Genomic DNA, 25,134 nt, shown 5'->3' with positions numbered 1-25,134 from the left:
GCTGGTTTCAGCGGCGGCGGTCGGCGATATACCGGTTCACCTGTTCGTCGAGCACGTCCAGCGGGAGCGCACCCTGGCTCAAAATCGCCTCGTGAAAGTCGCGTATGTCGAAGCGATCCCCGAGTTCGCGCTTGGCACGATCGCGCAGTTCGGCGATCTTGAGCTGGCCGACCATGTAGCTGGTGGCCTGCCCAGGCCAGTTGAAATACCGGTCGACCTCGCGGCCGATATCCGTATCCGATACCGAGCTGTTCGCCTTGAAGTACGCCACCGCTTGGTCACGGGTCCACCGCTTCGAATGGATGCCGGTGTCGAGCACCAGCCGGATCGCGCGCCAGACCTGCAGCGATAACATCCCGAACCGGTCATAGGGTGTCTTGTAGACCCCCATCTCGTTCGCGAGCCGTTCCGAGTACAGCCCCCACCCCTCGACATACGCGCCATACCCACCGAATTTGCGGAACTTGGGAATGCCGACGAGTTCCTGCTGGCGGGCGATCTGGAAGTGATGACCGGGCGCGCCCTCGTGCGCGGCGATGCCAGCGACCTGCACCTTCTGCGTCTGGTTCATGTCGACCAGATTGACGTAGTAGATGCCGGGACGCGTGCCATCCGCGGACGGCGGATTGTAGAACGCGGTCGACGCGGTACCTTCGCGCCACTTTTCAACGGCGCGAACCTCGAGTGGCGCCTTTGGCAGCTTCCGGAAATAGCGCGGTGCCGCGACCATGACCGAAGCGATCACGCCGCGAGCATCGCCGAGATACTGTTCGCGACCTTCTGCCGTATTCGGATATTTGAACTTCGGATCGGTCCGGATCTGATCGAAGAATGCCTCGAGCGTGCCAGTGAAGCCAACCTCGCGCTTGACCGCCTCCATTTCCTGGCGGATCGCGGCGACCTGCTTCAGACCCAGTGCGTGGATCTGGTCGGCGGTCAGGTCCGTCGTGGTCGAGTTCTTCAACCGATCGGCATAATAGGCCGCGCCATTCGGCAGGCTCCAGGCACCGAAATTGCCCTTGGACTGGGGTTCGATCTCGTCGAGCGTGGTCAGCAACACGCCGTACCCCGTGCGAAACGGCCCTGTCAGCGCCGCACTGCCATCGGCCAGGAGTTTCGCCTTGACGGCGGCCGGCGCGGCCATCGCGCCGACCTTCTTGCGAAAGTCCGCCCACACGCTCGAGTCCGGCCCGGCGTCGAACGGCGCGCCGGTGATGATCGCCTTCGCATCGCCGCGTGCCGGCGCGAAGTTCACCTTGTTCGGGACGATGCCCGAGGCCGCCTGCGCACGCATCGTCGCCGACACCTCGCGCATCACCCGCTCGGTATCGCGAAGGCGGGCGATGTACGCCCTCGCATCGGCGACCGTATCGACCTTGTGATTGTTGATGAGCAGAACGGGGATCTCGCCCGCCGGACTGCCGTTGGTCGATACGGGGAACCGCAACTTGCGAAATTGCAGCGACTGACGGCCGCGCTCGACTTCATATTCGAACAGGCGGTAGCTCACCCGCGCGCTTTCGCTCAACTGTTCCGGCTTGAACTGAGCGTGCATCGCCGCCAGCTGCCGTTCGGCGAGCGCTTCGGCACGCAGCGATGCGGCATCGGTATAATCGTCGAGCCGGTCGTAATTGGTTTTCAGGCCCAGCTGGGTCTGCGATTCCGGACTGAGCGCGAGTTGCTCGTCATACGCACGATCGAGGAACGCGAGCAGTGCGGCATCCTGCACGGTCGAACGCGTTACCGCATCCGGCGCCGCGAGATTGGCCTGTAGGAGCGGAACGGCCGGCAGCAGAACGAGGGCGAAAGCTAGACGCATGAAATCTCCGATCAGGCTGCTTGTCGCCCGCCACCGGATGCATTGCAATCGTCTCCTGCCCGCTCGGCGATCCGGCCCGAGGCCAAACCTCGCAACGCGCGACATCTTTCGTGCACGGACTGGGATCCGAGGCTGGAAGAATAGTCGACCCGACGGCGTGCGAATGTCGCGGAACCCGTCCGTCGCTCATGTCTTTGAAAGACAAACAAGGAGTTTCGCCATGTCGCTGATCAATCGCCGTCAAGGTCTGTGGACGCTTGCAGGGGGCGCCCTGGCCGCAACCGCGATCGGTACGCGCGCAGCCGCGCAGATCCTGGCGAAACCAACCGCGAAGATGGAAACGCTTGCCGTGGTCGAAAAGAACGAGGGTCGCGTCGCCTTCTACGCGGTTCCCGGCGGCAAGCGCGTCGGTGTCGTCCCATTGGGGACGCAACCGCACGAGATCGTCGCCGATCCCACCGGCCGCTATGCGTTCGTCGGCGATTATGGCGTCGAAAGCTGGAAGGCGCCGGGCGTCGGCGGTCATCGCGTCTGGGTCATCGATCTCGAGAAAAGGACACTTGCACGAACCATCGACCTGACCCCGTTCGGCCGGCTGCACGCGGTGCGGATGGACTCGAAGGGGCGGTTGTATGTCTTGTCCGAGAAAGACAGCGTGTTGGCGCGGTTCGACACCCCGCAGACGGACGATGCACCCGCGCGACTGGTGCCGGTCAATGGAGCGCGAAGCCATTACCTGGTCATCCGCCGCGACGGCGCCCGCGGCTATGTCGCCGACACGCTGAGCGGTGCGGTCATCATAGTCGATACGGACGACATCGGCGTAGCCCCGGTCCGCCAGCATATCGGCGTCGCCCCCGAAGCGATGACGTTGAGCGCGGACGAACAGACGCTGTTCGTCATCGATCGTCCTAGCGGCACGCTGCATGCTCTCGATGCGACATCGCTGACCCGGCGGATGCAACGCACGATGCGCGGTGAGGCGGTCAGGATCGTGACCCAGACGGACGGCAAGCTGATCGTATCGAATACGCAGGACAAGAGCTTGTCGAGGCTGAACCCGACGACGTTAGCCGAGGAGGACTATTTGCCGCTTCCGGCGGCGGCACCGGGTCTGAATATCGTCGGCGACACGGTCTATGCGTCGTTGCAGAACGACCGGGTGGCAATCGTCGATCTGCGCGCGTGGAAAATCGTCGGCGGCTTCGCGACGGGATCTGCACCGGACTCCGCAGTCCTGATGCGGTGAAGCCGCTGGCTCCACCGCACTGAATTACGACATCGCGCTCAGGCCTTCTTCATCTGGCGCACCGCATGATCGGCGGCACGGGCGGTGAGCGCCATGAAGGTCAGCGACGGGTTCACGCACGAGATCGACGCCATCTGCGCGCCGTCGGTAACGTAGAGGTTGGACGCCGCATGCGCCTGGCTCCATTCGTTGAGCACCGACGTGCGTGGGTCGCGGCCCATGCGGGCACCACCCATTTCGTGGATCGCGTCGCCGGGGACGTGCTCGCTTTCCGAACTCTTGACGTTGGTCAGGCCCGCCGCCTTCAGCATCGCCTCGCCCTGCGTTCGCGCGTCGGCCATCATCTTCAGTTCGTTGTCGCGGAAGCGCACGTCGAACCGCACCAGCGGCACCCCGAACCGGTCGACCTTGCTCTGATGGAGCGAAACCTTGTTGTCCGCATAGGGTAGGCATTCGCCGAATGCGCCCATGCTGAACCGCCACGGCGCGTATTTGCGCATGCCCTGCTTCATCGATGCGCCGAACCCGACAGGGGCGGCAGGGTTGCGATAGGCGCTGCCCTGATAGCCATAACCGCGCTTGAAGCCGACGCCCTCGTCGCCGCCGATATTGCGGAAACGCGGGACGTAGACGCCGCCCGGACGACGACCGAATTCGATGAACTCTTCCATCCCGGGGATGTCCCCCTCGACCCCGACACGGAAGATGTGATCCATCACATAGCGCCCGAGCGTGCCGCTCTCGTCGAAATAGCTGCGGTCGCTGCCCGGCGCGCGCGAGTTAAGCATGATCTGTGTGGACGCGATCGCCGAGGCGCAGAGGAAGACGAGATCCGCGTTGACGGTTTCCGCCTGGCCGGTCTTGGCGTCGATATAGCGAACGCCGGTGACTTTTTTGCGTGCCGCGTCGTACACCAAGTTGGTGACGACCGAGTCCGACTTGAGCGTCAGCCGGCCGGTCGCGCGGGCGGCTGGCAGGGTAACGGCCTGGGTCGAGAAATACGCACCGAACGAACAGCCATTGCCGCACTGGTTGCGGAACTGGCACTTGGTGCGGTTCTGGTCGGGCTTGTCCTCGGTCATGTTCGACAGCCGCGTGTTGATCAGTTTCCGGCCCGGAAACTTGCTTTCGAGGTTCTGCTTCAACCACTTCTCGGCGACGTTCATCGGCATCGGCGGCTGGAATTCGCTGTCAGGCAGATAGGCGAGATTTTCGCGCGAGCCGGACACGCCGATGTATTTTTCGACATAGCTGTACCACGGCGCGACGTCGTCATAGCGGATCGGCCAGTCGCCATCGATGCCGTCGCGCTTGTTCGCCTCGAAATCCTCTGGGCTCCAGCGGAAGCACCAGCGGCCCCAGATCAGCGACTTGCCGCCAACCGCGCCGGGCCGGATCCAGTAGAACTTGCTGCCCTCGTCATAGGCGTACGGATTCAGCCGGTCGTCATTGTGGAACTCGCGGTTGCTGGGCTGGACATAGCCGTGCTTGGCGATGAAATAATCGCTGTCCAACAATGGCTTGGGCATGATGTTGCGCGCCGGCACCTCGTAGGCAGGCTTGCCGTCATAGGTGTAGCCTTCGCCGTGCTCGACCATCTTGCCTCGGTCGAGCATCAGGACGCGAAGGCCCTTTTCGGTCAATTCCTTCGCAGCGAAACCGCCGCTTACGCCCGAACCAATGACGATCGCGTCGAACCTGTTGGTCTCAGCCATGATCTTCCTCTCCTAATACTCAGAAACACGCCCCGTCAGGAGCGCCTCGTTTAAAAACGAAGCGCGCGCAGTGTCCGGAAACTCGTGGTGATGTCGGGAAGATACGGCGCGGGGGCCTGATCGTTCTCGACGTAGAAATGGCGCACGCCGGCACTGCCCTTCAGCTTGAACAGCGCGCCGAAATCGACCGTGCCCGCGCCGACTGCCGCCATGCTGCGATCGGGCCGCATATCCTTGACGTGATAGGCGTAAATCCGCGTCGACAGCCGCTCGATCAGCGTCGTCAGGTTTTCGCCGGCATGCAGCGCCCAGTAGAGATCGAGTTCGAGCTTCACGAGCCCGGGATCGGTCTCCTTCAACAACCGCTCGTACAGGCTGACGCCACCCGGCTTGGTAGTGAACTCGAAATCGTGGTTGTGATAGGCGAAGCCCAGCCCGGCCTTCTTCAGTTCGGTCGCGAACTTGTTGAAGTTCGGCAGCGCCGCGGCCCAGCCCGCCTCGTTGCGATGCTCGTCGGTCATGTACGGCAGTACGACGGTGGTCGCGCCGAGCGTCTTGGCCATCGTCACCGACTGGTCGAACTGCTTGAGCAGCGCGTCGTAGCCGATATGCACCGAGGGCGCGGTCAGGCCGAGCTTGTCCATCGTCCGGCGCAGCATCGCATGATCCATGCCGTCATAGCCGCCACCGCCGAATTCGACCTCGCGGTAGCCGATCTTGGCGACCTGCCCGAGCGTGCCGACCGGGTCCTTCGAGAAGATGTCGCGGATCGTGTAGAGTTGCAGGCCGATAGCCTTCAACTGTGCGGCCGATGCGGTCGGCACGAACGCGAGGGCTGCGACCGCACCGGAGCCGGCGAGCAGGTTTCTACGGCTGAGGATCATGCGGAATACACCTTGTTGACCTGGGAATAGGGGAATTGGCCGTTATACTCGCCTGGCACCGGCAGATATTCGCGCTCCTGCGTCATGCCGATTTCCGACGTATAATAGCCGGTGACGACAAGCTGTCGGAATGCCTCGAAGAAGACGCCCCCGGACGGGATCTGGTCGTTCATCGCGAGCGTGAGCAGCGCGTCGTGCTGCGCCGCGGTCGCCTTCGCGCCGGCGACCTTATAGTCCTTCAGGCTGCGCGCCTCGATCGCGTCCAGCCCGGCGAGGATCGGCACCCGGTCGGCCGGTGCGGCCCAGTCGGCGAGCAGCTTTTCGATGTACGCCGGGACACCCGCGGCGATCGCGCCCGGCGTGTCGGTGGTCGGCAGGACGCGCTCGCTTAGCGCGGTCATCAGCGCACGCTGGGGGCTGTGAACACCGCGACGCTGGGCGGGCCTTCGCTGATAACGGGGATGCCCGCCGCTGCGCCCGGTGTAGCCGCGACCCCGGCTGCCCGCGCGATCGGCGCATACAAGGCCGTGCCAAACATGGCGACGACGCCCGCGAGCGCAGTTCTACGATCGATCATTTACCGTCCTTCTTCAGGTCCTGCGCGATCGCCGCTTCGGTCAGCGGGCGGACCCAGATGTTGCGGAACGACACCGGCGAGATCGTGATCCTGGAGCTGGATCGGCGCGGCGTCGGCGTGCGCAGTGTAACTGGCGACCTTGCGCCAGATGGTCGTGCCGAGCATCGCCTGGTGGTTCTGGACGAGCACGCCGTTGAGCAGCGCCGTGACGTACGCAGGGCGCAGCAGGCTGCCGTCGGTGGCGAAGCGGGGCCGCTCGAATACGACATCGTAGGTCTGCCACTCACCCGGTCGACGGGCAGCGTTCACCAGCGGCGGCTTCCAGCCATAGACCGCGCCGACCGTGCCATCGGCGTAGGTCGGGTTCTGCGAGCCATCGAGAATCTGCAATTCATAGCGTTGCATGAACCAGATGCCGCTATTGCCGCGATCCTGCGACGTTTTGGTCGGCGGGTTGGGCGAACGGAATTCGAGATGCATCTGCACGTCGCCGAAGCTCTGCTTCGAGACGAGGTTGTTCTCGCCGCCGCTCTTCGCACGCGAGGGGATCGTAAGGATGCCTTCATCGATCGGCCACGCGATGCGATCCGGCTTCCACGCGTCAAGCGAGCGCCCGTCGAACAGCACGACCGCATCGGCAGGCGCACCGCCGGGGGTCGCGGCCGGTGCAACGACGATAGGCGCAGGGCGGTCGGAGTCATGGACGCGCCACTGTCCGCCGGGCAGCATCGGCGTATCCTTGAAGCCGGGCTTCTCCTGTGCCGCCACTGGCCCCGTCGTCATCAGCGTCATCACCGTGACAGCGCTCGCCATCAAACAGGTCTTCATGCGTCTTCCCCTCATCCCCGTCCCCCTCATGCTGCATCGATTTCGCGATAGGCGGCGATCAGGCGATCCTCGCCCGCGCGGCCGGCGATCGAATTGCCGTGTTCCATCCCGATCACGCCCGAATAGCGTTTGGCCTTCAGCCACTTCACGATGGACTTGAAGTTGATCTCGCCGGTCGAGGGTTCGTTGCGGCCCGGATTGTCGCCGAACTGGATATAGCCGATCTCGTTCCAGCAGGTGTCGAGCGTCGGGATCAGATTCCCCGACTGGATCTGCTCGTGATACAGGTCCGCGAGCACCTTGACCGCCGGGCTGTTGGCGCCGCGCGCGACCGCATAGCCCTGCGAGATCGTCTGCATATAGACCCCGGGATGGTTGGTCCGCGTGTTGAGCGGTTCCATCACCATCGCCGCGCCCGATGGCGCGACGATGTCGCCGGCGCGGCGCATCACGTCGATGACGCGCGCGGTCTGGATATCCACCGGCACCTTCGGGTCCATGAAGCCGGTGACGACGGTCATCCGCTTCGCGTTCAGCCGCTTGGCGACGTCGAGCGAGGCGCGGATGTCGGCGAGGAACGCCTCGCGCTCGGCACCGTCGATCGCCCCGAGCAAGGGCCTAGACTTCGACCATTTGGGCATGCTGGCGACGAACACGCCCATCGTCATGCCGCGCTGCGCGAGCGCCTTGGCCATCTGCTCCTGCTCGGCCACCGACCGCGTCGCCGCCTCGTTGTCCTCCCAGGCGGTGAAGCCCTGATCGGCGGCGTAGGCGATCTGTTCGATCCGCCCGCCGCGGCTGGCGAAGCTGCCCTCGTGCGGCGCGTAGCCGAGCGAGAAGCGCGCGGCGTTCGAGCTGCGGCGTTGCCCCCGGCCATGCCTGGCACCAGCGAAGCGGCGGCGCCGGCCGCGAGCCCAGCACCGAGCAGATTTCGGCGGGAGAGCGTCACGCGACCATTACCATCATTTCGAGCCCTCGGCCTTGAGATACGCGATGATCGCCGCGCGCTTGGCGGCATCGGGGGTGGCGATCGGCATGCGCGTGCCCGGCACTTTCTTCTGCGGCGCGGTCAGATATTCGTTCAGCGTCTTCTCGTCCCAGCGCAGCTTCGATGCCTTCATCGCCGGCGAGTAGTTGAAGCCGGGCGTCGCGGCGGCGGCACGGCCGACCACGCCGTACAGGTTCGGACCGATGCCGTTCTTGCCGCCATTCACGACGGTGTGGCAGGCGCGGCAGGCGGCGAAGGCCGGCGGTGCCGTCGCGGTGGATTGCGCGGTGGTCGGTGCTGACACCGTGACCGCCGCAACTGCCGCGATACTTCCTGCTACCAAAGCCATGAGCAGCTTCATTCATTCTCTCCCGGATTTACTGAAGTCCATTTGTGGTCCGCGCCGGCGTTGGCGATCACCGCCTCAATGAAGCGCATCGTGCGCAGGCCATCGGTCACGCCCGGAAACCAGCGGCCGTCTTGATAGCCGCGGATCGCCGAGGCGAACGCGCGGTAAAGATTGCCGAAAGCCTCGATATAGCCCTCGGGATGACCCGCGGGTGTACGCACCAGCGTCGCGGTGGCGTCGAGCATGCCCGGACCGCCGGTCCGCACGCTCTCCGCGGGGCGGTCGAGCCAGCGCAGCGTCAGCGTGTTGGGCTCCATCTGCGACCAGTCGAGCCCGCCGCGTTCGCCGTGGACGCGCAGTCGAAGCCCGTTCTCCTCGCCCGCCGCGACCTGGGTCGCCTTGAGCGTGCCGCGGGCGCCGCCCTCGAACCGGAGCAGTGCGCTGACGTCGTCGTCGAGCCGCCGGCCTTTGACATGCGTCGTGAGGTCTGCCGAGACCGATTGCACCGACAGGCCGGACACATGCTCGGCGAGCTGGAACGCATGCGTGCCGATGTCGCCGAGGCAGCCGCCGAGCCCGGCGCGGGCGGGATCGGTGCGCCACTCCGCCTGCTTGTTGCCGTCGGTGTCGATCGGCTGGCTGAGCCAGCCTTGCAGATATTCGACCTGGACCAGGCGGATCGCGCCGAAATCGCCGCGTTCGACCCGCGCGCGCCTCGTCGATCAGCGGATAGCCGCTGTATGTGAAGGCCAGTGCGAAGTGGCGGCCGCTGGCCTTGGCGGCGGCGGCAATCGCCTCGGCCTCGACCACGCTCATCGCCATCGGCTTTTCGCAGAATACGTGGAAGCCGGCGTCCAGCGCGGCGATCGCCATCGGTGCGTGGAGATGGTTCGGCGTAACGACCGCGAGCGCGTCGATGCGCTGGTCCGCGGGCAGCGTAATCTCGTGCGCGATCAGTGCATCGAGCGTCGGGTAGACCCGCTGGGGATCCAGACCGAGCAGCGCGCCGGTGCGCGTGTTGCGCCCACCATCGGTGCTGAACGCGCCCGCAACGAGGTCCCAATCGCCATCAAGCGCCGCCGCCATCCGGTGGACGGCGCCGATAAAGGCCCCTCCCCGCCGCCGACCATGCCGAGACGAAGCCGGCTCATGCCTGCCCCTCGGACAGTCCGAGCAGCTTGCGGATCGCGGCGCGATCGATGCCGCTGGCGGCAAAGTCGTCGAACGGGCGTTCGGTCAGGCGGATCATGTGGTCGCGGATGAACGGCGCGCCTTCGCGGGCGCCGTCGTCGGACCGTTTCAGCGCGCACTCCCATTCGAGCACCGCCCAGCCGTCATAACCGTACTGCGCCATCTTGCTGAAGATGCCGGAGAAATCGACCTGCCCGTCGCCGAGCGAGCGGAAACGGCCGGCGCGGTCGACCCAGTTCTCGTAGCCGCCGTACACGCCGGTTCGGCCGGTCGGGTTGAATTCGGCATCCTTGACGTGGAAGCACGAGATCCGGTCGTGATAGCGGTCGATGAAGTCGAGATAATCGAGCTGCTGCAACACGAAATGCGACGGATCGAACAGCAGGCGCGCGCGCGGATGATTGTCGACCGCGGCGAGGAAGCGTTCCCAGGTCGCGCCGTCGTGGACGTCCTCGCCGGGATGCACCTCGAATGCGCAGTCGACACCGGCCTCCTCGAAAACGTCGAGGATCGGAACCCACCGGCGAGCGAGTTCGGCAAAAGCCTCCTCGATCAGCCCGGCGGGACGTTGCGGCCACGGATACACGTACGGCCAAGCCAGTGCGCCGGAGAAGGTGGCGTGCGCGGACAGGCCGAGATTTGCGCTGGCGCGCGGCGAGCTTGACCTGCTCGACCGCCCAAAGCTGGCGCTCGGCAGGCTTGCCATGAACTTCGGGCGGCGCGAAGCCGTCGAACAGCGTCTCGTACGCCGGATGCACCGCGACCAACTGCCCTTGCAGGTGCGTCGACAATTCGGTGACCTCGATGCCGTGCTTGGCAATGCTACCGCGAAGATCGTCGCAGTACGCCTTACTCTCGGCGGCGAGCTTCAGGTCGATCAGTTGCGCGTTGCAGGGGATCTGGACGCCGACGTACCCGAGGCTGGCCGCCCACTCCGCCAGCCCGTCGAGCGTGTTGAACGGGGCTGCGTCGCCGAGGAACTGGGCGAGGAATATCCCGGGGCCCTTCATGCCGGTCATGCTGCACTCTTTCTGGTGTCGTCGCGGAAGGTGAACTGGAACAGCAGCGCGATCACCGCCGCGGCGATCGCGGGATACCACCACATGTGCTGCCAGTCGGCTATGGTCGGCGACGCGGGCAGCTGCGCGTACAGCAGCGCGCCGATCTGCGACCCGAGCAGCATCCCGACGCCGTAGGTGAACAGCGTCAGCATACCCTGCGCCTGCGCGTTGACGCCCTTCGGCGTGGCGATCGTACCGGTGTAGATCGCACCTGCGACGAAGAAGAAGTCGTAGCACACGCCGTGCAGCGCGACGCCGAGATAGACTGCCCAGATCGAAGAGCCGCCGTCGCCGATCGCGAACAGAGCATAGCGCAACGCCCATGCGGCCATGCCTACCAGCAGCAGCGGCTTCACCCCGAACCGGCGGTACAGCCACGGCATCGAGAACATGAAGACCAGCTCGGACATCTGCCCGATCGCGAGCGTGCCGCCGACATTGCTGATCCCGGTCGCGCCAACATAGGGCGAGGCATAGGCGTAATACATCGCGAGCGGGATCGAGATCAGCGTCGCGCAGGTCATGAAGATCAGGAACGAGCGCTGTTTCAGCAGCCCGAACGCCTCGACGCAGAACACCTGGCGGAGGACGCTCTCGTCGCGCGGCGCGTCCGCGGTGACGTTCGGCAGCGTGAAGCTGTAGAGCCCCAGCGCGATCGAGACGACCGCGGCGACGCGGAAGATCTCCGGGCTCGCAGACAGCCCCGCCCAGCCGATGATCAGGCCGGCGGTGATCCAGCCCAGCGTCCCGAACGCGCGGACGAACGGGAATTTGTCTGTCCGCTCGCCGAAGCTCTTCAGCGCGATCGTGTTGGCGAGGCCGACCGTCGGCATGTAGAGGATCATGTAGCAGAGCAGCAGCCAGACGAAGGTCTGGCCGTTCTCCGGGGTCACCAGCGATGGGAGCACAAACAACAGCACGCCGCCGACCAAGTGCAGGATCACCATCAGCATCCGCGGGCTGACGTAGCGTGCCGCAGCCATGCCGAGCAGGAACGAGCCCACGATCGACGCGATCGGCCCGACCGAGAACGCGTTGCCGATGAGGTTGCCGATCCCGACCGTCTGCATGACGAGGCCGAGGGTTACGGTCCAGGCGCCCCATACGAAGAATTGCATAAACATCATGGCGCTCAGGCGGCCGGTTAGCAGGCCGCCCTGCGTGGCCTGGGGCCCAGTGTCTGCACGCGCCATTCGCTACCTCTCCGATCGCAGTTTTCCTGCTTGTCGACCCGGAAGCTACGGAGCCGCGAAACGAATGTAAAGGATTACATCGGATATATATCGACAGTGTCGACGACCGGATCCATGACGACCCTATGCCGACGATCATCGAAGTGGCCGCTCTCGCAGGCGTCTCGACCGCCACGGTTTCGCGCGTTCTCAGCCGCCCCGAACAGGTGTCCGAGGACACGCGACGGCGGGTGCTGGCGGTCGTTCGCGAGTCCGGCTACGCGCCCAACGTCGCCGCGCGGAGCCTGCGGACGTTGCGCGCGGCGAAGATCCTGCTGACCGTCCCCGATATCTCCAACGCGTTCTTCGCCAGCGTCATTCGCGGCGCCGAAGAAGCCGCACGAGACGCCGGTTACTCGGTCGTGGTCGGCGACACGCGGCACGATCCGGACGTTGAAGACCAATATGCCGACATGCTCTCCCGCCGCGAGGTCGACGGGCTGATCTTCCTTGGCCACCGCCTGCCAACCAGCCTCGCCCCGCTGATGGCGCGCAAAGGGCTGCCGCGCCGATCGTCAATGGCTGTGAATACAGCTCCGATCTGGGTGTCCCGAGCGTCCACATCGACAATGCCGCAGCGAGCGCCGATGCGATCGAGCATCTCGTCGGCCTCGGCCACCGCAGGATCGGCGTCGTCACCGGCCCGGAGATCAGCCCGATCAGCCGCGATCGTCTCGCCGGCGCGATCGACGCCGCGACCCGCGCGGGCCTTCGCGACAGCCTGCACATCCGCGTCGGCGACTATTCGGCCGGCCCGGCCGTCGACCAGACCCGCGACCTGCTCGCCCAGGACGTCACTGCGATCTTCTGCTTCAGCGACGAGATGGCGATGGGCGCGCTCAGCGCGATCGGCGACGCGGGACTATCGTGCCCGAAAGACGTCTCGGTGATCGGTTTCGACGACCTCCCGCTCGCGCGCTATTTTCAGCCGCCATTGACGACGATCGCGCAGCCGAAGGCGATGATCGGCCGCCGCACCGTCGAGTTGCTCGTCGATATCCTGCGCGGCGTAGACAGCCCGTCGCGACAGGTCACGCTGGATCACGAACTCATCGTTCGCGGCAGTACTGCACAGCCAGCTTCGGCTCGCTGACCGATTAAATCGGGCGGCGCTTCTCAGATCGACGATCGCCTGCAATATTCCGCGGCAATCTCTTCCTCCATACGGGCGATCTCGATGTCGGTTTTCAAGCGATCACGCCTTGCGGGCGCCTTGCTGGGTTTGTTTTTCTCCACCAGCGCCAATGCCCAGGACGCGGCCACGCCGAGCGATGCGGTCGATCCGTTCATCGGCACCGGCGGCGAAGGGCACACGTTCCCGGGGGCGGTCGCGCCGTTCGGCATGGTGCAGTTGTCGCCGGATACCGATACCTCCTGCGTGATCCGCACCTGCTACGGCCACGCCGCCGGCTATCGCTACGACGACCCGACGATCGAGGGGTTCAGCCACACGCATTTCTCGGGCGCAGGGCATTCCGATCTCGGCGATATCCTCGTCATGCCGGTGTCGGGCGACACCGTGCCGATGGACCCCGGCACGCTCGTCGCGCCCGGTTATCGCTCGCGCTTTTCGCATGCCACCGAGGTCGCCAAGCCGGGCTATTACGCGGTCACGCTGGATGGTCCTGGCGTGCGTGCGGAAATGACGGCGGGCACGCGGATCGGCGTGCATCGCTATAGTTTTCCCAAGGGCAAGGCCGCGCACCTTGTCGTCGACCTTCGATCGTCGCTTTATAATTACCCCGGCAAGATCCTGTGGTCGGGGCTGCACCTGCGCGACGACGGCGTACTCACCGGCTTCCGCGAGACGCGCGGCTGGGCGCCCGGGCGCAAGCTCTACTTTGCGATGCGGTTTTCCGCGCCGCTGGTGGGTCATGCGCTGGTCGATCGCGACAAGGACATCGCGTACAAGGGATTCCAGGGTCCGGGCCGCGGCAGCGATGCGCTCGCAGAGAAGCTGGGTCGGGCGCTGGAGGCGCGGCTCGATTTCGGCCCGCTCGATGCGCCACTGGAAGTGAGGGTCGGGATATCGGGGGTCGACGAAGCCGGGGCCCTCGCCAATCTCGACAGCGAACCCGGCGGCTTCGACGCGGTCCGCAGCAGGACGCAGGGCGAGTGGGATACGGCGCTGGGCGCGGTCAAGTTCGAGGCTGCGGCACCGATGCGCCGGATCTTCGCGACCGCGCTCTACCACAGCCTGCTCGCCCCCAGCGTCTGGAGCGACAGCGACGGGCGGTATCGCGGGCCCGACGATCAGGTTCATCAGGCCGACGGCTTCACGGTCCGCTCGACCTTTTCGCTATGGGACACGTTCCGCGCCGAACATCCGCTGCTGACGCTGATCCAGCCGGAGAAGACCAACACCGATATCGTCCGCTCGCTGATCGCCAGCCAGCAGCATAGCCCCGACGGAATCCTGCCGGTCTGGCAGTTCGCCGGGCGCGAGACGTGGACGATGATTGGTTATCACGCCGTCCCCGTCATCGCCGACGCGTATATGAAGGGCATTCGCGGCTTCGACGCCGAGGCCGCGTTGCAGGCGATGGTCGCGAGCGCCGATCGCGCCTCCTATGGCGGGCTCGGCGAGTATATCCAGCGCGGCTACGTGCCGATCGACAAAGAGCCGGAGGCGGCCTCGAAGACCGTCGAATATGCCTATGACGACTGGACCATCGCGCGGATGGCGCGGCGGATGGGCAAGACCGCCATCGCCGAACGGTTCGAGAAGCGCGCGGGCAACTGGCGCAACAGCTTCGACGCGAAGTCCGGCTGGCTGCGTGCACGGCTTGCGAACGGCGCGTTCCGCACGCCCTTCGATCCGACCGCGATCAACTATGGCTCCGATTATACCGAGGGCAATGCGTGGCAATATAGCTGGTTCGTGCCGCAGGATCAGGCGGGCCTGTTCCGGCTGCTCGGCGGCGATGCGAAGACCGTGAAGAAGCTCGACGCGATGTTCGATTTCGACAATTCGAAGGTCGATTACAGCCATGCGGAGGATATCGCCGGGCTGATCGGCCAATATATCCACGGCAACGAACCGAGCCATCACGTCGCCTATCTCTACAGTTACGCCGGCGCACCGTGGCGGACGCAGGAGCGGCTCGGGCAGATCGTCGCCAGCCAATATGGTGCCAAGCCCGATGGGCTGAGCGGTAACGACGATCTCGGCCAGATGTCCGCATGGCTGGTGTTCACGGCGCTCGGCTTTTATCCGGTCGCGCCGGGGTCGAACGAATATGTCATCGGCCGCCCGTTCCTGTCGCAGGCGGCGCTCGCGCTCCCCGGCGGCAAGCAGTTCGCGATCCGGACGGACAATCTGTCGGATGCGAACCCGTATATCCGGTCGGTGACGCTCAACGGCACGCCCCTCACCCGCAGCTATGTGCGCGACGACGAGATTCGCCAGGGTGGCGAATTGCGGTTCGTAATGGGCGCGCAGCCGAACAAGGCCTGGGGCAAGGGTGCGAAGGCCCGGCCGTTTTCGTCCTCGACTGCCGCCCTGCCCCACTGATCTGCCCCGCTGATCTGCGTCCGTCCTATAACGGAGCGGGTCGACATCGCGGAGACCGGGCGGAGCGATGCGCCCGAACGGCGCCCTCCGCGTTATCCTCTGGAACCGATACCGCGAGAGACAGACCATGAAGAGCGTGACGCTTCCAGGCGGAGAAACGATACCGGCGCTTGGCCAGGGTAGCTGGATGATGGGTGAGCGCGCCGCGCACCGTGCCGACGAGATCGCCGCGCTGCGCCACGGCGTAGAGCTAGGCATGACGCTGATCGACACCGCGGAAATGTACGGCGATGGCGCAGCCGAGACGCTGATCGGCGAAGCGCTGGGCAGCGTGCGTGACGACCTGTTCCTCGTCAGCAAGGCGTATCCGCAGAACGCATCGCGCAAGCGGCTGGCGGCGGCATGCGAAGCGAGCCTCAAGCGGCTGGGGACCGACCGGCTCGACCTGTACCTGCTGCACTGGCGAGGATCGGTGCCGCTCGCCGAGACGGTCGAGGCGATGGAAGCGCTCAAGGCGGACGGCAAGATCCGCCATTGGGGCGTGAGCAATCTCGATACCGACGACATGGCCGAACTGATCGAGGGTGGCGGCGATCGCTGTGCGACCGACCAGATCCTCTACAATCTCTCGCGGCGCGGGCCCGAACTCGACCTGATGCCGTGGCTGGCCGAGCACGGCATCCCGGTGATGGCCTATAGCCCGGTCGAGCAGGGCCGGTTGATCGCGGATCCGACATTGGCGCAGATCGCGCGGACGATCGGCGCGAGCCCGGCGCAGGTCGCGCTCGCCTGGGTGCTGAACCGTGACGGCGTCATCGCAATTCCGAAGGCCGGCACGGTGGCGCATGTGCAGGACAATCGCGGTGCGGCGGACCTGCGGCTGTCGCCGGACGATTTGGCTGCGCTGGATACTGCGTTCGCACCGCCACGGACGCGTCGCCCACTCGAGATGCTGTGAGCGTCGGATGACTGTGTATTTCACGGCGGATACGCATTTCGGCGATCATCGGACGCTCAATATTAACCGTCGTCCGTTTGCCAGCGTCGCCGAAATGGACGCCGCGATCGTCACCGGCTGGAACGCGGTCGTTGGTCCCGCGGACACGGTGTGGCATCTCGGCGATGTCGCGCGCCGCCCGTCGGACGTATCCGACCTGCTGGCACGATTGCACGGGACCAAGCATCTGATCCGGGGCAACAACGATCCGCCCGCAACCGGCGCGGCCGAAGGGTGGGCCAGCGTACAGGATTACGCCGAACTGACGCTCGACGGGACGGCGCTGGTGCTGTGCCATTACCCGTTCAGCCGCTGGAACGGGCAGCATCGCCGGTCGATCAATCTGCATGGGCATAGCCACGGCAAGCTCAAACCGGTGCTGCGCCAGTTCGATGTCGGCGTCGACCCGCGCGGCTTTCGCCCGGTAACGCTTGCCAATCTGCTCGACCGTTCGCCACGTACCGAAATCCACGATCCGATCATCCGCCGAGGGACTGCAACCGCATGAAGACACCTTCGCCACACCAGACGGCATCGCACGATTATGCCCATGGCCGACGCGATGGGTTGCGGCTGGCGCTGTCGATCCTCGCGGGCGAGGAGGCGAAATGGGCGGCGCTGCTGGGGGAAAGCTCGTCGTGGCGCACCAATGCGATCCGCGAAGTCCGATACAAGACGTTGCAGGTCGCGCAGAGCCGGATCCACACGGTGCTCAATCGCATGACGCCGAAAACGGGTGTCGCGATCGATCCGGAGATCGCCGCCAGGCTCGAAAAGGCGGGACTCTAGCGCCGCGACGTCAGGCGCTCCCGGTCGGCTGTGTGAAGATCCGGGGCAAAAATGCGGCCGCCCAAACCGGGGGTGATGATTTTGTTCGTCGGTCGTTCTGGCTCGGCAACCATGTCGGCCTTCACGTCGTTCTCGACGCAATCCGGGTTCTCGACGCGATCGCGGTTTTCGACGCAATCCGGCAATCCTGTGCGGATTACACTGCTTGCCGTGGAAAGACGGGCCTTATGCCGAGTGCGACGACCGGATTGCCGCCGTGCCCGCGATGATCGCCCCCAATCCCCAGACCGCGCACCGCTGACCGAGCGGACCGCCTGCCACGCCTGCCCTTTTGCACCCTTCCCCTTCACGCAGAGCTATCATCATGACCGAAGTTTCCGTCGTCACCCTGGGCAAGGGGCGTCCCGATCATCTCGTCAACGTGGTCCGCGGACTCATGCGACAAACGCTGATGCCGGTCGAGCTGATCGTCGCGGTGATGCAAGACGATCTGTACGACCTGCCCGAGGCGCCGTTCCCGATCCGCCAGATGCTGATCGTCGCCGACGCGTTGCCGCTTGCCTCCGCGCGCAACGTCGCGGCGCGGGCAGCGACCGGCGAGGCGATCGTCTTTCTCGACATGGATTGCATTCCGACGCCGAGCCTGCTGGCGGATTATGCCGGGTTCCTCGATAGCTTCGACGGTCTGTTGATGGGTGAGGTCCTGTACCTGCCGGGTGGCGCGACCGCGGGCGACTGGTCGTATGAGCGGTTCGCGGAGATTGCGGTTAAGCATTCGGATCGTCGCGGCCCGCCGCCGCAGGGGATCGAGATCTGCACCGATTATCGCTGTTTCTGGTCGCTCAATTTCGCGATGCGGCGGGCGACGTTCCTCGGCCTTGGCGGCTTCGACGAACGCTATGTCGGCTATGGCGGCGAGGATACCGATTTCGGCAAGGCGCTCGACGAGGCGGGCATCCCGATCGCCTGGATCAAGGGCGGTCTGGCGTATCACCAATATCATCCGCACCACATGCCCCCGGTGCATCATCTCGACAGCGTGGTGCGCAACGCTGAGCTGTTCGAGACCAAATGGGGGTATCGGACGATGGGGCATTGGCTCCAGGCGTTCCGGCTGATGGGGCTGATCGATCCGACCCCGGGCCGGCCGATCCGGATCCTGCGACGCCCCGATGCCGCCGATCTCGCGCTGACCGGACAGCAGAGCCACCAGCCCTATGCCAATACCGCGGTCGTGATCCGCCTGCTGGAAGACCGGCTGGCGGCGAGCGAGAGCGCCGAGGCGGCCGAATGAGGATCGCCGTCCTGTGCCATGTTCGGCAGCCGATCGCCCAGCCCTTTGCCGGCGGGATGGAATCGCAGTGCTGGCAGCTGGCGGCGGGATTGCAGGCACGCGGCCATGACGTGGTGCTATTCGCATCGGGTGACAGCGACCCGCGGTTTGCGCTCGATGCGGTGATCCCGGAGGCCTACGAGCGGAGCTTTCCCGGCGCCGAGCATCGCGGCGTCGCAGCGCTGATCGCGCATCTCGATAAGGGGTATGCGGCCGCCTGCGACCGGATCGCCGCCGGTGGCTTCGACGTGGTGCACAACAACAGCCTGCACCGGTTTCCGCTCGAGCCGGCGCGGACCGCTATGGTGCCGACGGTCACGTCGCTGCACGTGCCGCCTTACGATGCGCTGCGCTGGTTCGTGCAGGCGAGCGTGGGACCGACGCACCGGCTGACCGCGACCTCGGCCCGCCAGCTCGCTGCCTGGTGGCCGGAGGGGCCCCCGCGCGAAGCCTCGGTGCTGCACAACGGCATCGATCCCCACGCATGGCCGTTCGTCGCGCAGGGCGACGGCAGTGCGGTCTGGTGCGGCAGGATGACGCCCGACAAGGCACCACACCTCGCGGTCCAGGCGGCGCGGATCGCAGGCGTCCCGCTGACGCTGTTCGGACCGATCGAGGATCGCGACTATTGGGATGCTGCGGTGGTGCCGTTGCTCGACGGCGACGCGCGCTACGGCGGACATCTTAGCGGCGCGGCGCTGGCGACCGAGCTGGGACGGGCTTCCGTCTTCGTCTTCACGCCGTGCTGGGATGAGCCGTTCGGGCTGGTCGCGGTCGAGGCGATGGCGTGCGGCCTGCCGGTCGCGGCGTTCGATTCCGGTGCGGTCCGCGAGATCATCGGCGAAACCGGAGCGTTCGCGCCCGCGGGCGATGTCGCGGCGCTGGCCCGCGCGATCGTCGCTGCGCTCGACGCACCCCGCGCGCCGCAACGCGAGCGGGTCGAGGCGGCGTTCACGCGCGACCGCTGGCTGGACCGCTGCGAAGCCTTGTACCGAGCCGCCCTCAGCGGCGCGGCCGCATCGACGACCGGCGCGGCCGCTTGAACCAGAAGCTCCAGACGCTGAGCGTTCCGAGCAGGCCGAGCACGAGCCCCGACAGCGTCATCACGAGGCGGTAGCCGAGACCGCCGACCTTCGCCGCATGAAGCGGGTACAGGATGTTGTAGGCCGCGACCACGCGCGAGAGCGACGCGGCGTCGCGTGCCGCCAGCAGATGGCCGTCATCGGCGGCGAACCACAATGTCGTGCGGCCGTTCGGGAGCCATTCCGCCGGTCGCTTCATGCGCAGCGTGACGACGCCGCTGCCGTTGCGCGGAAGCGACAGGCTACGCAGTTCGGCGTCGGGAAAGCGGGTCCGCGCGGCGATGATCATGCCCCGCCAATCGAGGTGGTCGGCGAGCGCGACCTTGGCACCGGTCGGCGGCTTCAGCGCCGCGTCGATCGTCGCGGGTGCGGCGGGCCCGAGGAACACCGCGGTCAGCGGGCGGAACACCAATGTCGCGCCGGTCAGCAGCGACAGCACCAACAGCGGCGCCGCGACGATCCCCAGATCGCGGTGATGCCGGACGATCGCCGGACGACTGAGCCGCTTGGGCAGCAACCGGACCGCAAACGTCTTGCGCGTCCGCCACCACAGGATCGTGCCGGTGATCACGAAGAACAGCCCCGCCACACCTGCGATACCGATGATCGTCTCGCCCGTGTCGCCTGAAAAGAGGTGATGGTGCAGGTCGAACAGCCATAATTCGGGCCGCGCCCATTGGCTCTGCCACTGGCTGACGATCGTGCCGGCCTGGTCGGTATAGGCGCCTGCCCCCTTGCCGAAATCGAGCCGGTCCACGCCGAGATTGGCGTTGGCGAACGTGATGCTCTGCGGCCGGGTCGCGGGGTTCGCCATCAACCGCTCGGTGGTCGCGGCAAGCAGGCGCGTATCCTGGATCTGCGCGTCACCGGCGTGGGGCACCATGATCCACGCATCGCGGTGAACGAGGATCGCGCCGGTCAGCCCGAGGATCGCGAGCACCAGTCCGAGAAACCCGCCGGTCCAGCGGTGCAACGTATCGAGCAGCGCCATGCTAGAACCTGACGTCCCAGCCGAGCGTGAAATTGCGGCCGCGCCCGGAGAAGAAATGCGCGTTGTCGGTCGGCCGCACCGTGTCGCTGTAATAATCGATGTAGAACTGGTCGAAGATGTTCTGCGCGCTCAACGTCAGCGCGCCGATCGGCAACGCGTAGCGTATCGACGCATCGGTGACATTGTAGCCGCTGAAGTCATTGGCGGCGGGCAGCCCGGCATATTTGCGCGCCAGGTAGAATTGTTGCTGGACGCGAGCGGACACCTTGCCGCGGACATAGCTGGCGGCGAGGTTCAGCCGATCGGGCGAGATGTTCGCGCCGTCGAGATCGATATCCACAGCGCCGTCGTCGTTCGAGTCCGTCCGCCCGACCAGATGCGCAAACCCGGTCGACAGCGTCAGCCCCGGTAGCGGCATCCGCGCCTCCAGATTCACCTCGATACCCTGGATCTCGACACGCTGGCGTTGCGCTTCATACGCGCCGCCGGTGAACACCAGAACCTGTCCGCGCGTGCTGGTCGACCAGAAATAGGTCGCGCTCGCGTTCATCGGCCCGCGCTTCACCTCGACGCCGAGTTCGCGGTTGTTCGACACGATCGGCGCGATGTCGACATAGCGGTCGAGATCGACGCCATCGCGGTTGATCGCGCGTGAGATGCGGCCGACATCGGGCACGGTAAACCCTTGCGCATAGCTGCCATAGGCGCGGATGCCGGGGATCGGCTCGACGATGACGCCGCCGTTGAACAGCGCCTTGCTGAAGCTCGGGCTACCCCCTGCGACTGCATGGCTGCCGTAGGAGGCGAGCGTCGTGTAGTCGTCGATGACGATCTTGACGTTCTCGTAGCGCGCGCCGCCCGCGATCCGGACGACCTTGTCGAACAGCGCGAGATTGACCTGCCCGAACGGTGCGAGGCTGCGGAAGTCCGCGGGTGGCACCCAGACGCGGTCGGTCGCGATCAGGCGTTGTTCGGTGCGATCGTACAGCGCGTCGAAGCCGAGCGTTGCGGTCAGCGCCTCGAAGCCGGGGACGGCGCGCTCGTAACTGAACTTGCCACCATATTTGCGCGAACGATTCTGCGACTGGTCGAACAGCGTACCGATCGGCGCGAGCCGCACGTCCTGGAACGTCGCGATCGGCGCCACTTCGCCACCGAACGTGTCGCGCGACCGGTTGAAGAAGACCTGGGTCACGAGATTGCCGCCCCAGAGATCGGGATCGGTGAGCGACAGCGCAATGCTCTCGGTCCGGTTCTCGGCGGGATCGCCCGGCGGCGTGCCGCGCACCGACGTCGTCGGCAGGTTCGTGCGGAAATCACCGTTGCTGGCGATGTAATTGCCGCCGCCCTTCAGCTCGAAGCGATTGGCGATCAGGTCGATCCGCGCGGTATCGGTGAGCGCATAGCCGGCGCGTGCGAAGACCGACCAGCTGCGCGAATCCTGCGTCTCGCCCTGCGTGAGGTCGGTGCCGACGCGGTTGCCGTGACCGTCGTAGAACGCGCCGCGCTTGTCGTAGGCCCCGCCCGCCATCACGTCGAAGCGTCCTGACTTCCACGCGAGCAGCCCGGCGACCTTGCCGCCCTTGCCGTCGCCGCTGAAGCCGGTATCGGTCGTCCCCTGCACCAGCGCGCGGCCCGACAGCCCTTCGGTGCGTGGCGGTTGCACGGTCACCTGGTTGACGATCCCGCCGGTGCCGCCGATCCCCTGCAACGCGTTCGAGCCGTAGATCAGCTCAACCCGGTCGATGAAGAACGGATCGATCGTGAAGCCGTCGCGCGATCCATCGCGCAGCGGCGTCGACTGCGGGATGCCGTTGATCGCATAGAGCGGTGAGCGCCCGCGCAACGTCTCGCCCGCGCCCGACAGCTTCTGTCGCGTCGGCGAGAAGGAGGGCGTCAGGTTCGAGACCGCATCGACCACCGAGCCGCCGATCGCGACCTGCTGATCGAGCGCCGCTCGGTCGATCACGTCGATCGTCAACGGCAGCGCATTGGGCGGCAGGATGCTGCGTGTCGCACTGACGATGATGTCCGGTGAGGGTTGATCCTCGGTATCGCCAGGCGCCGAAACCGTAGCGACCTGCGCCGCCACCGGCGCCGTCGTGCCGATGATCGGCAGCGTCAATATCCCGAGAAGTCCGTACCGCATGATGTCCCCCGATTGCGGGTGCCCCCTAGCCGGACTGGAACGCTAATGCAAATCGTTCGCACTTGACGTTTAAGGAGCGCAGTAATTTGTCTTTGGCGCCAGCTGGCGCTGTCGCTCGTGGTCGAGCAGGATATAACGGGCACCGGACACGAACTCGTTTGGAACCGTCATGACCAACCTTCGCCTGCCAATACCGCCCTTCACCGCCGAAACCGCGACCCAGAAGGTCCGGGCGGCCGAGGATGGCTGGAATGGCCGCGATCCGTCACGCGTCGCCAGCGCCTACACAGCCGACAGCGCATGGCGAAACCGGGACGTGTTCATCACCGGTCGCGACGCGATCACCGCGTTCCTTGCCGACAAATGGACCCGCGAGCAGGACTATCGCCTGATCAAGGAGCTATGGGCGTTCACCGACGACCGGATCGCGGTGCGCTTCGCCTATGAGTGGCACGACGACGCAGGAAACTGGTTCCGGTCCTATGGCAACGAGAACTGGGCATTCGCTGCGGACGGGCTCATGCGCGAACGGCACGCGAGCATCAACGACGTCGCGATCACCCCGGACGAACGCCTGTTTCATTGGGATCGCGCGGGGTTCGGCCAGCGGACCACCCCGGCCTTTCAGACCTGGGACTCTGATCCGCGGGCGAGATTGCGTTCGACCGGTCGGGCGATTGCCACGCACGATCTCTTGATCGCGCAGCGGGGCTTATCGTGGCGCACCGGGACAACGACATCCAGAACAGCGACAGTCCAGAAGCGACATCCCAGAAACGACATCATCGTTCAGCTACCTTCACGCCACAACGGAGACGATTCATGACGACGGCCTATGATACCAAGCTCGGTCTGTATATTGCCGGCGAATGGCTGAGCGGCGACGGTCGCGACACGCGCGACGTGCTCAACCCCGCGACTGGTTCGGGTCAGGCGGCGTTGCCGCTCGCCAATGCCGCGGACCTCGATCGCGCGCTCGAAGCGACGCAGCGCGGGTTCGTCACCTGGCGCGCGACGCCGCCCGAAAAGCGTGCGGCGATCCTGGTACGGACCGCGCAGCTGTTGCGCGAACGCGGCGATCATATCGCGCGCATCGCGACGCTGGAGCAGGGCAAGATCCAGGCCGAGGCGAAGGGCGAGGTTGCGTTCGCCGCAGCGCTGCTCGATTTTCACGCGGCCGAGGCGCAGCGGATCTATGGTCGCGTCCTGCCGCGCCCATCGGGGTCGCGCAGCCTGGTCCTGCACCAGCCGGTCGGGCCGGTCGCGGCGTTCTGCGCCTGGAATTTCCCGATCATGAACGTCGTGCGCAAGATCGCCCCCGCGGTCGCGGCCGGGTGCACGATCATCATCAAGCCATCGGAGGAAACCGCGGGTAGCGCGGTCGAGGTCATGCGCTGCTTCCAGGATGCCGGGTTGCCGGGCGACGTCGCGCAGTGCGTGTTCGGCGTACCCGACATGGTGTCGCGCCATCTGCTGGCCGCGCCGATCACGCGGAAGCTGAGCTTCACCGGGTCGGTGCCGGTCGGCAAGGCGCTGATGAAGCTGGCGGCGGACACGATGATGCGGACGACGATGGAGCTTGGCGGGCATGGCCCGGTGCTGGTGTTCGACGATTGCGATCTCGACAAGACGCTCGACACGCTGGTCGCGCACAAGTTTCGCAATGCCGGGCAGGTCTGCGTCGCGCCGACGCGGTTCCACGTCCAGGACGGCATCTACGACCGGTTCGCCAAGGGCTTTGCCGAGCGGACGCGGACGCTGAAGATCGGCGACGGCATGGATGCGGCAAGCCAGATGGGCCCGATGGCCAATGCCCGCCGCCCCGATGCGATCGCCGAGCTGGTCGGCGACGCGACCGGGCACGGTGCCAAACTGCTGGCGGGCGGCGACTATGGTGGTGGAGCCGGGGGTGGTGGAGGCGGGTTCTTCTTCCAGCCGACGGTGCTGGGCGACGTTCCGCTATCGGCGCGCGCGATGAACGAGGAGCCGTTCGGCCCGCTCGCCTTGCTCAGCCGCTTTGGGTCCGACGAGGAGGCGATCGCCGAAGCCAACCGCCTGCCGTTCGGTCTGGCGGCCTATTGCTTCACCGAGAATGGCCGTCGCCAGAACCTGCTCGGCGACGCGATCGAGGCGGGGATGATCGCGATCAACAATGTCCGGCTGAGCTATCCCGACAGCCCGTTTGGCGGGGTGAAGGAAAGCGGGCACGGATCCGAGGACGGTCCCGAGGGCATCGCCGCGCATCTCGTCACCAAGGCCGTGCATATCAGCTGATCCGGAGACGTCGTCCGGCCGCTGGCCTGATGATCCCGTAGCACATCACGCCGCAGGGCTTTCCGTTCCAGGACGGAAAGCCCTGCGTTTCTGCGCGCGTTCGGCGGCGATC

At 65.8% G+C, this 25,134-nt stretch carries 21 protein-coding genes and 4 pseudogenes; 11 read left to right on the top strand and 14 right to left on the bottom strand.

Going from position 1 to position 25,134, the window contains the following annotated elements; all coding sequences use genetic code 11:
* Positions 1-7 precede the first annotated feature (7 nt).
* The gene (locus QP181_RS05060; protein ID WP_333927841.1) at positions 8-1,819 is read right to left on the bottom strand and encodes a DUF885 domain-containing protein; all 1,812 of its coding nucleotides are present in this window, start codon (positions 1,817-1,819) and stop codon (positions 8-10) included.
* 220 nt (positions 1,820-2,039) lie between these two features.
* On the opposite strand from QP181_RS05060, the gene QP181_RS05055 reads away from it, so the two are divergent.
* Positions 2,040-3,068 (top strand): YncE family protein, encoded by a 1,029-nt coding sequence (locus tag QP181_RS05055; protein ID WP_333927840.1) that lies wholly within the window; start codon positions 2,040-2,042, stop codon positions 3,066-3,068.
* 38 nt (positions 3,069-3,106) lie between these two features.
* On the opposite strand, the gene QP181_RS05050 is transcribed toward QP181_RS05055, so the two are convergent.
* The 10 genes and pseudogenes from QP181_RS05050 to QP181_RS05005 form a co-directional block, all read right to left on the bottom strand.
* Positions 3,107-4,783 (bottom strand): GMC family oxidoreductase, encoded by a 1,677-nt coding sequence (locus QP181_RS05050; RefSeq protein ID WP_333927839.1) that lies wholly within the window; start codon positions 4,781-4,783, stop codon positions 3,107-3,109.
* Between the two features lie 50 nt (positions 4,784-4,833).
* Positions 4,834-5,667 (bottom strand): sugar phosphate isomerase/epimerase family protein, encoded by an 834-nt coding sequence (locus tag QP181_RS05045; RefSeq protein WP_333927838.1) that lies wholly within the window; start codon positions 5,665-5,667, stop codon positions 4,834-4,836.
* Entirely contained in the window at positions 5,664-6,068 is a 405-nt protein-coding gene (locus QP181_RS05040) for a gluconate 2-dehydrogenase subunit 3 family protein (protein WP_333927837.1), read from the bottom strand. The genes QP181_RS05045 and QP181_RS05040 overlap by 4 nt, the downstream gene beginning before the upstream one ends.
* Complete coding sequence (locus QP181_RS05035; RefSeq protein WP_333927836.1) at positions 6,068-6,244, bottom strand: hypothetical protein; 177 nt, start codon at positions 6,242-6,244, stop codon at positions 6,068-6,070. Before QP181_RS05035 ends, QP181_RS05040 begins: the two co-directional genes overlap by 1 nt.
* Positions 6,245-7,072, bottom strand: coding sequence for a 3-keto-disaccharide hydrolase (locus tag QP181_RS05030; protein WP_333927835.1), 828 nt, complete (start codon positions 7,070-7,072; stop codon positions 6,245-6,247).
* 26 nt (positions 7,073-7,098) lie between these two features.
* The gene (locus QP181_RS05025; RefSeq protein WP_443027576.1) at positions 7,099-7,848 is read right to left on the bottom strand and encodes a hydroxypyruvate isomerase family protein; all 750 of its coding nucleotides are present in this window, start codon (positions 7,846-7,848) and stop codon (positions 7,099-7,101) included.
* A 186-nt stretch (positions 7,849-8,034) separates the two neighbouring features.
* A complete protein-coding gene (locus QP181_RS05020) occupies positions 8,035-8,421 on the bottom strand; it encodes a c-type cytochrome (protein WP_333927833.1) in 387 nt (128 codons plus the stop codon).
* Positions 8,418-9,560 (bottom strand): annotated as a pseudogene (locus QP181_RS05015) (Gfo/Idh/MocA family protein). Before QP181_RS05015 ends, QP181_RS05020 begins: the two are co-directional and overlap by 4 nt.
* Positions 9,557-10,619 (bottom strand): annotated as a pseudogene (locus QP181_RS05010) (sugar phosphate isomerase/epimerase family protein). Before QP181_RS05010 ends, QP181_RS05015 begins: the two co-directional pseudogenes overlap by 4 nt.
* Positions 10,616-11,854, bottom strand: a complete 1,239-nt coding sequence (locus tag QP181_RS05005; RefSeq protein WP_333927832.1) for an MFS transporter — start codon at positions 11,852-11,854, stop codon at positions 10,616-10,618. The pseudogene QP181_RS05010 and the gene QP181_RS05005 overlap by 4 nt, the downstream one beginning before the upstream one ends.
* 125 nt (positions 11,855-11,979) lie before the next feature.
* Here QP181_RS05005 and QP181_RS05000 point away from each other — a divergent pair.
* From QP181_RS05000 to QP181_RS04975, 6 genes and pseudogenes are all read left to right on the top strand, one after another.
* Positions 11,980-12,285 (top strand): annotated as a pseudogene (locus QP181_RS05000) (LacI family DNA-binding transcriptional regulator); the annotation flags it as partial.
* An 11-nt stretch (positions 12,286-12,296) separates the two neighbouring features.
* Complete coding sequence (locus QP181_RS04995; RefSeq protein ID WP_333929556.1) at positions 12,297-12,986, top strand: substrate-binding domain-containing protein; 690 nt, start codon at positions 12,297-12,299, stop codon at positions 12,984-12,986.
* Between the two features lie 84 nt (positions 12,987-13,070).
* A complete protein-coding gene (locus QP181_RS04990; protein ID WP_333927831.1) occupies positions 13,071-15,407 on the top strand; it encodes a GH92 family glycosyl hydrolase in 2,337 nt (778 codons plus the stop codon).
* A 127-nt stretch (positions 15,408-15,534) separates the two neighbouring features.
* On the top strand, positions 15,535-16,365 hold the full coding sequence (locus tag QP181_RS04985) for an aldo/keto reductase (RefSeq protein WP_333927830.1): 831 nt from the start codon (positions 15,535-15,537) through the stop codon (positions 16,363-16,365).
* Between the two features lie 7 nt (positions 16,366-16,372).
* The gene (locus QP181_RS04980; RefSeq protein WP_333927829.1) at positions 16,373-16,912 is read left to right on the top strand and encodes a metallophosphoesterase family protein; all 540 of its coding nucleotides are present in this window, start codon (positions 16,373-16,375) and stop codon (positions 16,910-16,912) included.
* On the top strand, positions 16,909-17,193 hold the full coding sequence (locus QP181_RS04975) for a hypothetical protein (RefSeq protein WP_333927828.1): 285 nt from the start codon (positions 16,909-16,911) through the stop codon (positions 17,191-17,193). Before QP181_RS04980 ends, QP181_RS04975 begins: the two co-directional genes overlap by 4 nt.
* Here the strand turns inward: QP181_RS04975 and QP181_RS04970 are convergent.
* Positions 17,190-17,318, bottom strand: coding sequence for a hypothetical protein (locus QP181_RS04970; RefSeq protein ID WP_333927827.1), 129 nt, complete (start codon positions 17,316-17,318; stop codon positions 17,190-17,192). The two genes, QP181_RS04975 and QP181_RS04970, sit on opposite strands and share 4 nt — an antisense overlap.
* A gap of 239 nt (positions 17,319-17,557) precedes the next feature.
* On the opposite strand from QP181_RS04970, the gene QP181_RS04965 reads away from it, so the two are divergent.
* Both QP181_RS04965 and QP181_RS04960 read left to right on the top strand, forming a co-directional pair.
* Complete coding sequence (locus tag QP181_RS04965) at positions 17,558-18,487, top strand: galactosyltransferase-related protein (protein WP_333927826.1); 930 nt, start codon at positions 17,558-17,560, stop codon at positions 18,485-18,487.
* Positions 18,484-19,569 carry a glycosyltransferase gene (locus tag QP181_RS04960; RefSeq protein WP_333927825.1) on the top strand — a complete coding sequence of 362 codons (1,086 nt, stop codon included), beginning with the start codon at positions 18,484-18,486 and terminating at the stop codon, positions 19,567-19,569. Before QP181_RS04965 ends, QP181_RS04960 begins: the two co-directional genes overlap by 4 nt.
* Here the strand turns inward: QP181_RS04960 and QP181_RS04955 are convergent.
* Entirely contained in the window at positions 19,529-20,599 is a 1,071-nt protein-coding gene (locus QP181_RS04955; RefSeq protein WP_333927824.1) for a PepSY-associated TM helix domain-containing protein, read from the bottom strand. The two genes, QP181_RS04960 and QP181_RS04955, sit on opposite strands and share 41 nt — an antisense overlap.
* A gap of 1 nt (position 20,600) precedes the next feature.
* Positions 20,601-22,748 (bottom strand): TonB-dependent receptor, encoded by a 2,148-nt coding sequence (locus tag QP181_RS04950; RefSeq protein ID WP_333927823.1) that lies wholly within the window; start codon positions 22,746-22,748, stop codon positions 20,601-20,603.
* A 169-nt stretch (positions 22,749-22,917) separates the two neighbouring features.
* Here QP181_RS04950 and QP181_RS04945 point away from each other — a divergent pair.
* Both QP181_RS04945 and QP181_RS04940 read left to right on the top strand, forming a co-directional pair.
* Positions 22,918-23,390, top strand: a pseudogene (locus QP181_RS04945) (nuclear transport factor 2 family protein).
* A 180-nt stretch (positions 23,391-23,570) separates the two neighbouring features.
* The gene (locus QP181_RS04940; RefSeq protein WP_333927822.1) at positions 23,571-25,022 is read left to right on the top strand and encodes an NAD-dependent succinate-semialdehyde dehydrogenase; all 1,452 of its coding nucleotides are present in this window, start codon (positions 23,571-23,573) and stop codon (positions 25,020-25,022) included.
* The last annotated feature ends 112 nt before the right edge of the window (positions 25,023-25,134 follow it).

It is taken from the genome of Sphingomonas sp. LR55 (assembly GCF_036856015.1).
In the GTDB taxonomy this organism is placed as follows: domain Bacteria; phylum Pseudomonadota; class Alphaproteobacteria; order Sphingomonadales; family Sphingomonadaceae; genus Sphingomonas.
The sequence above is the reverse complement of the archived record's forward strand: the minus strand, read 5'-3'. Positions and strand labels throughout refer to the sequence as shown.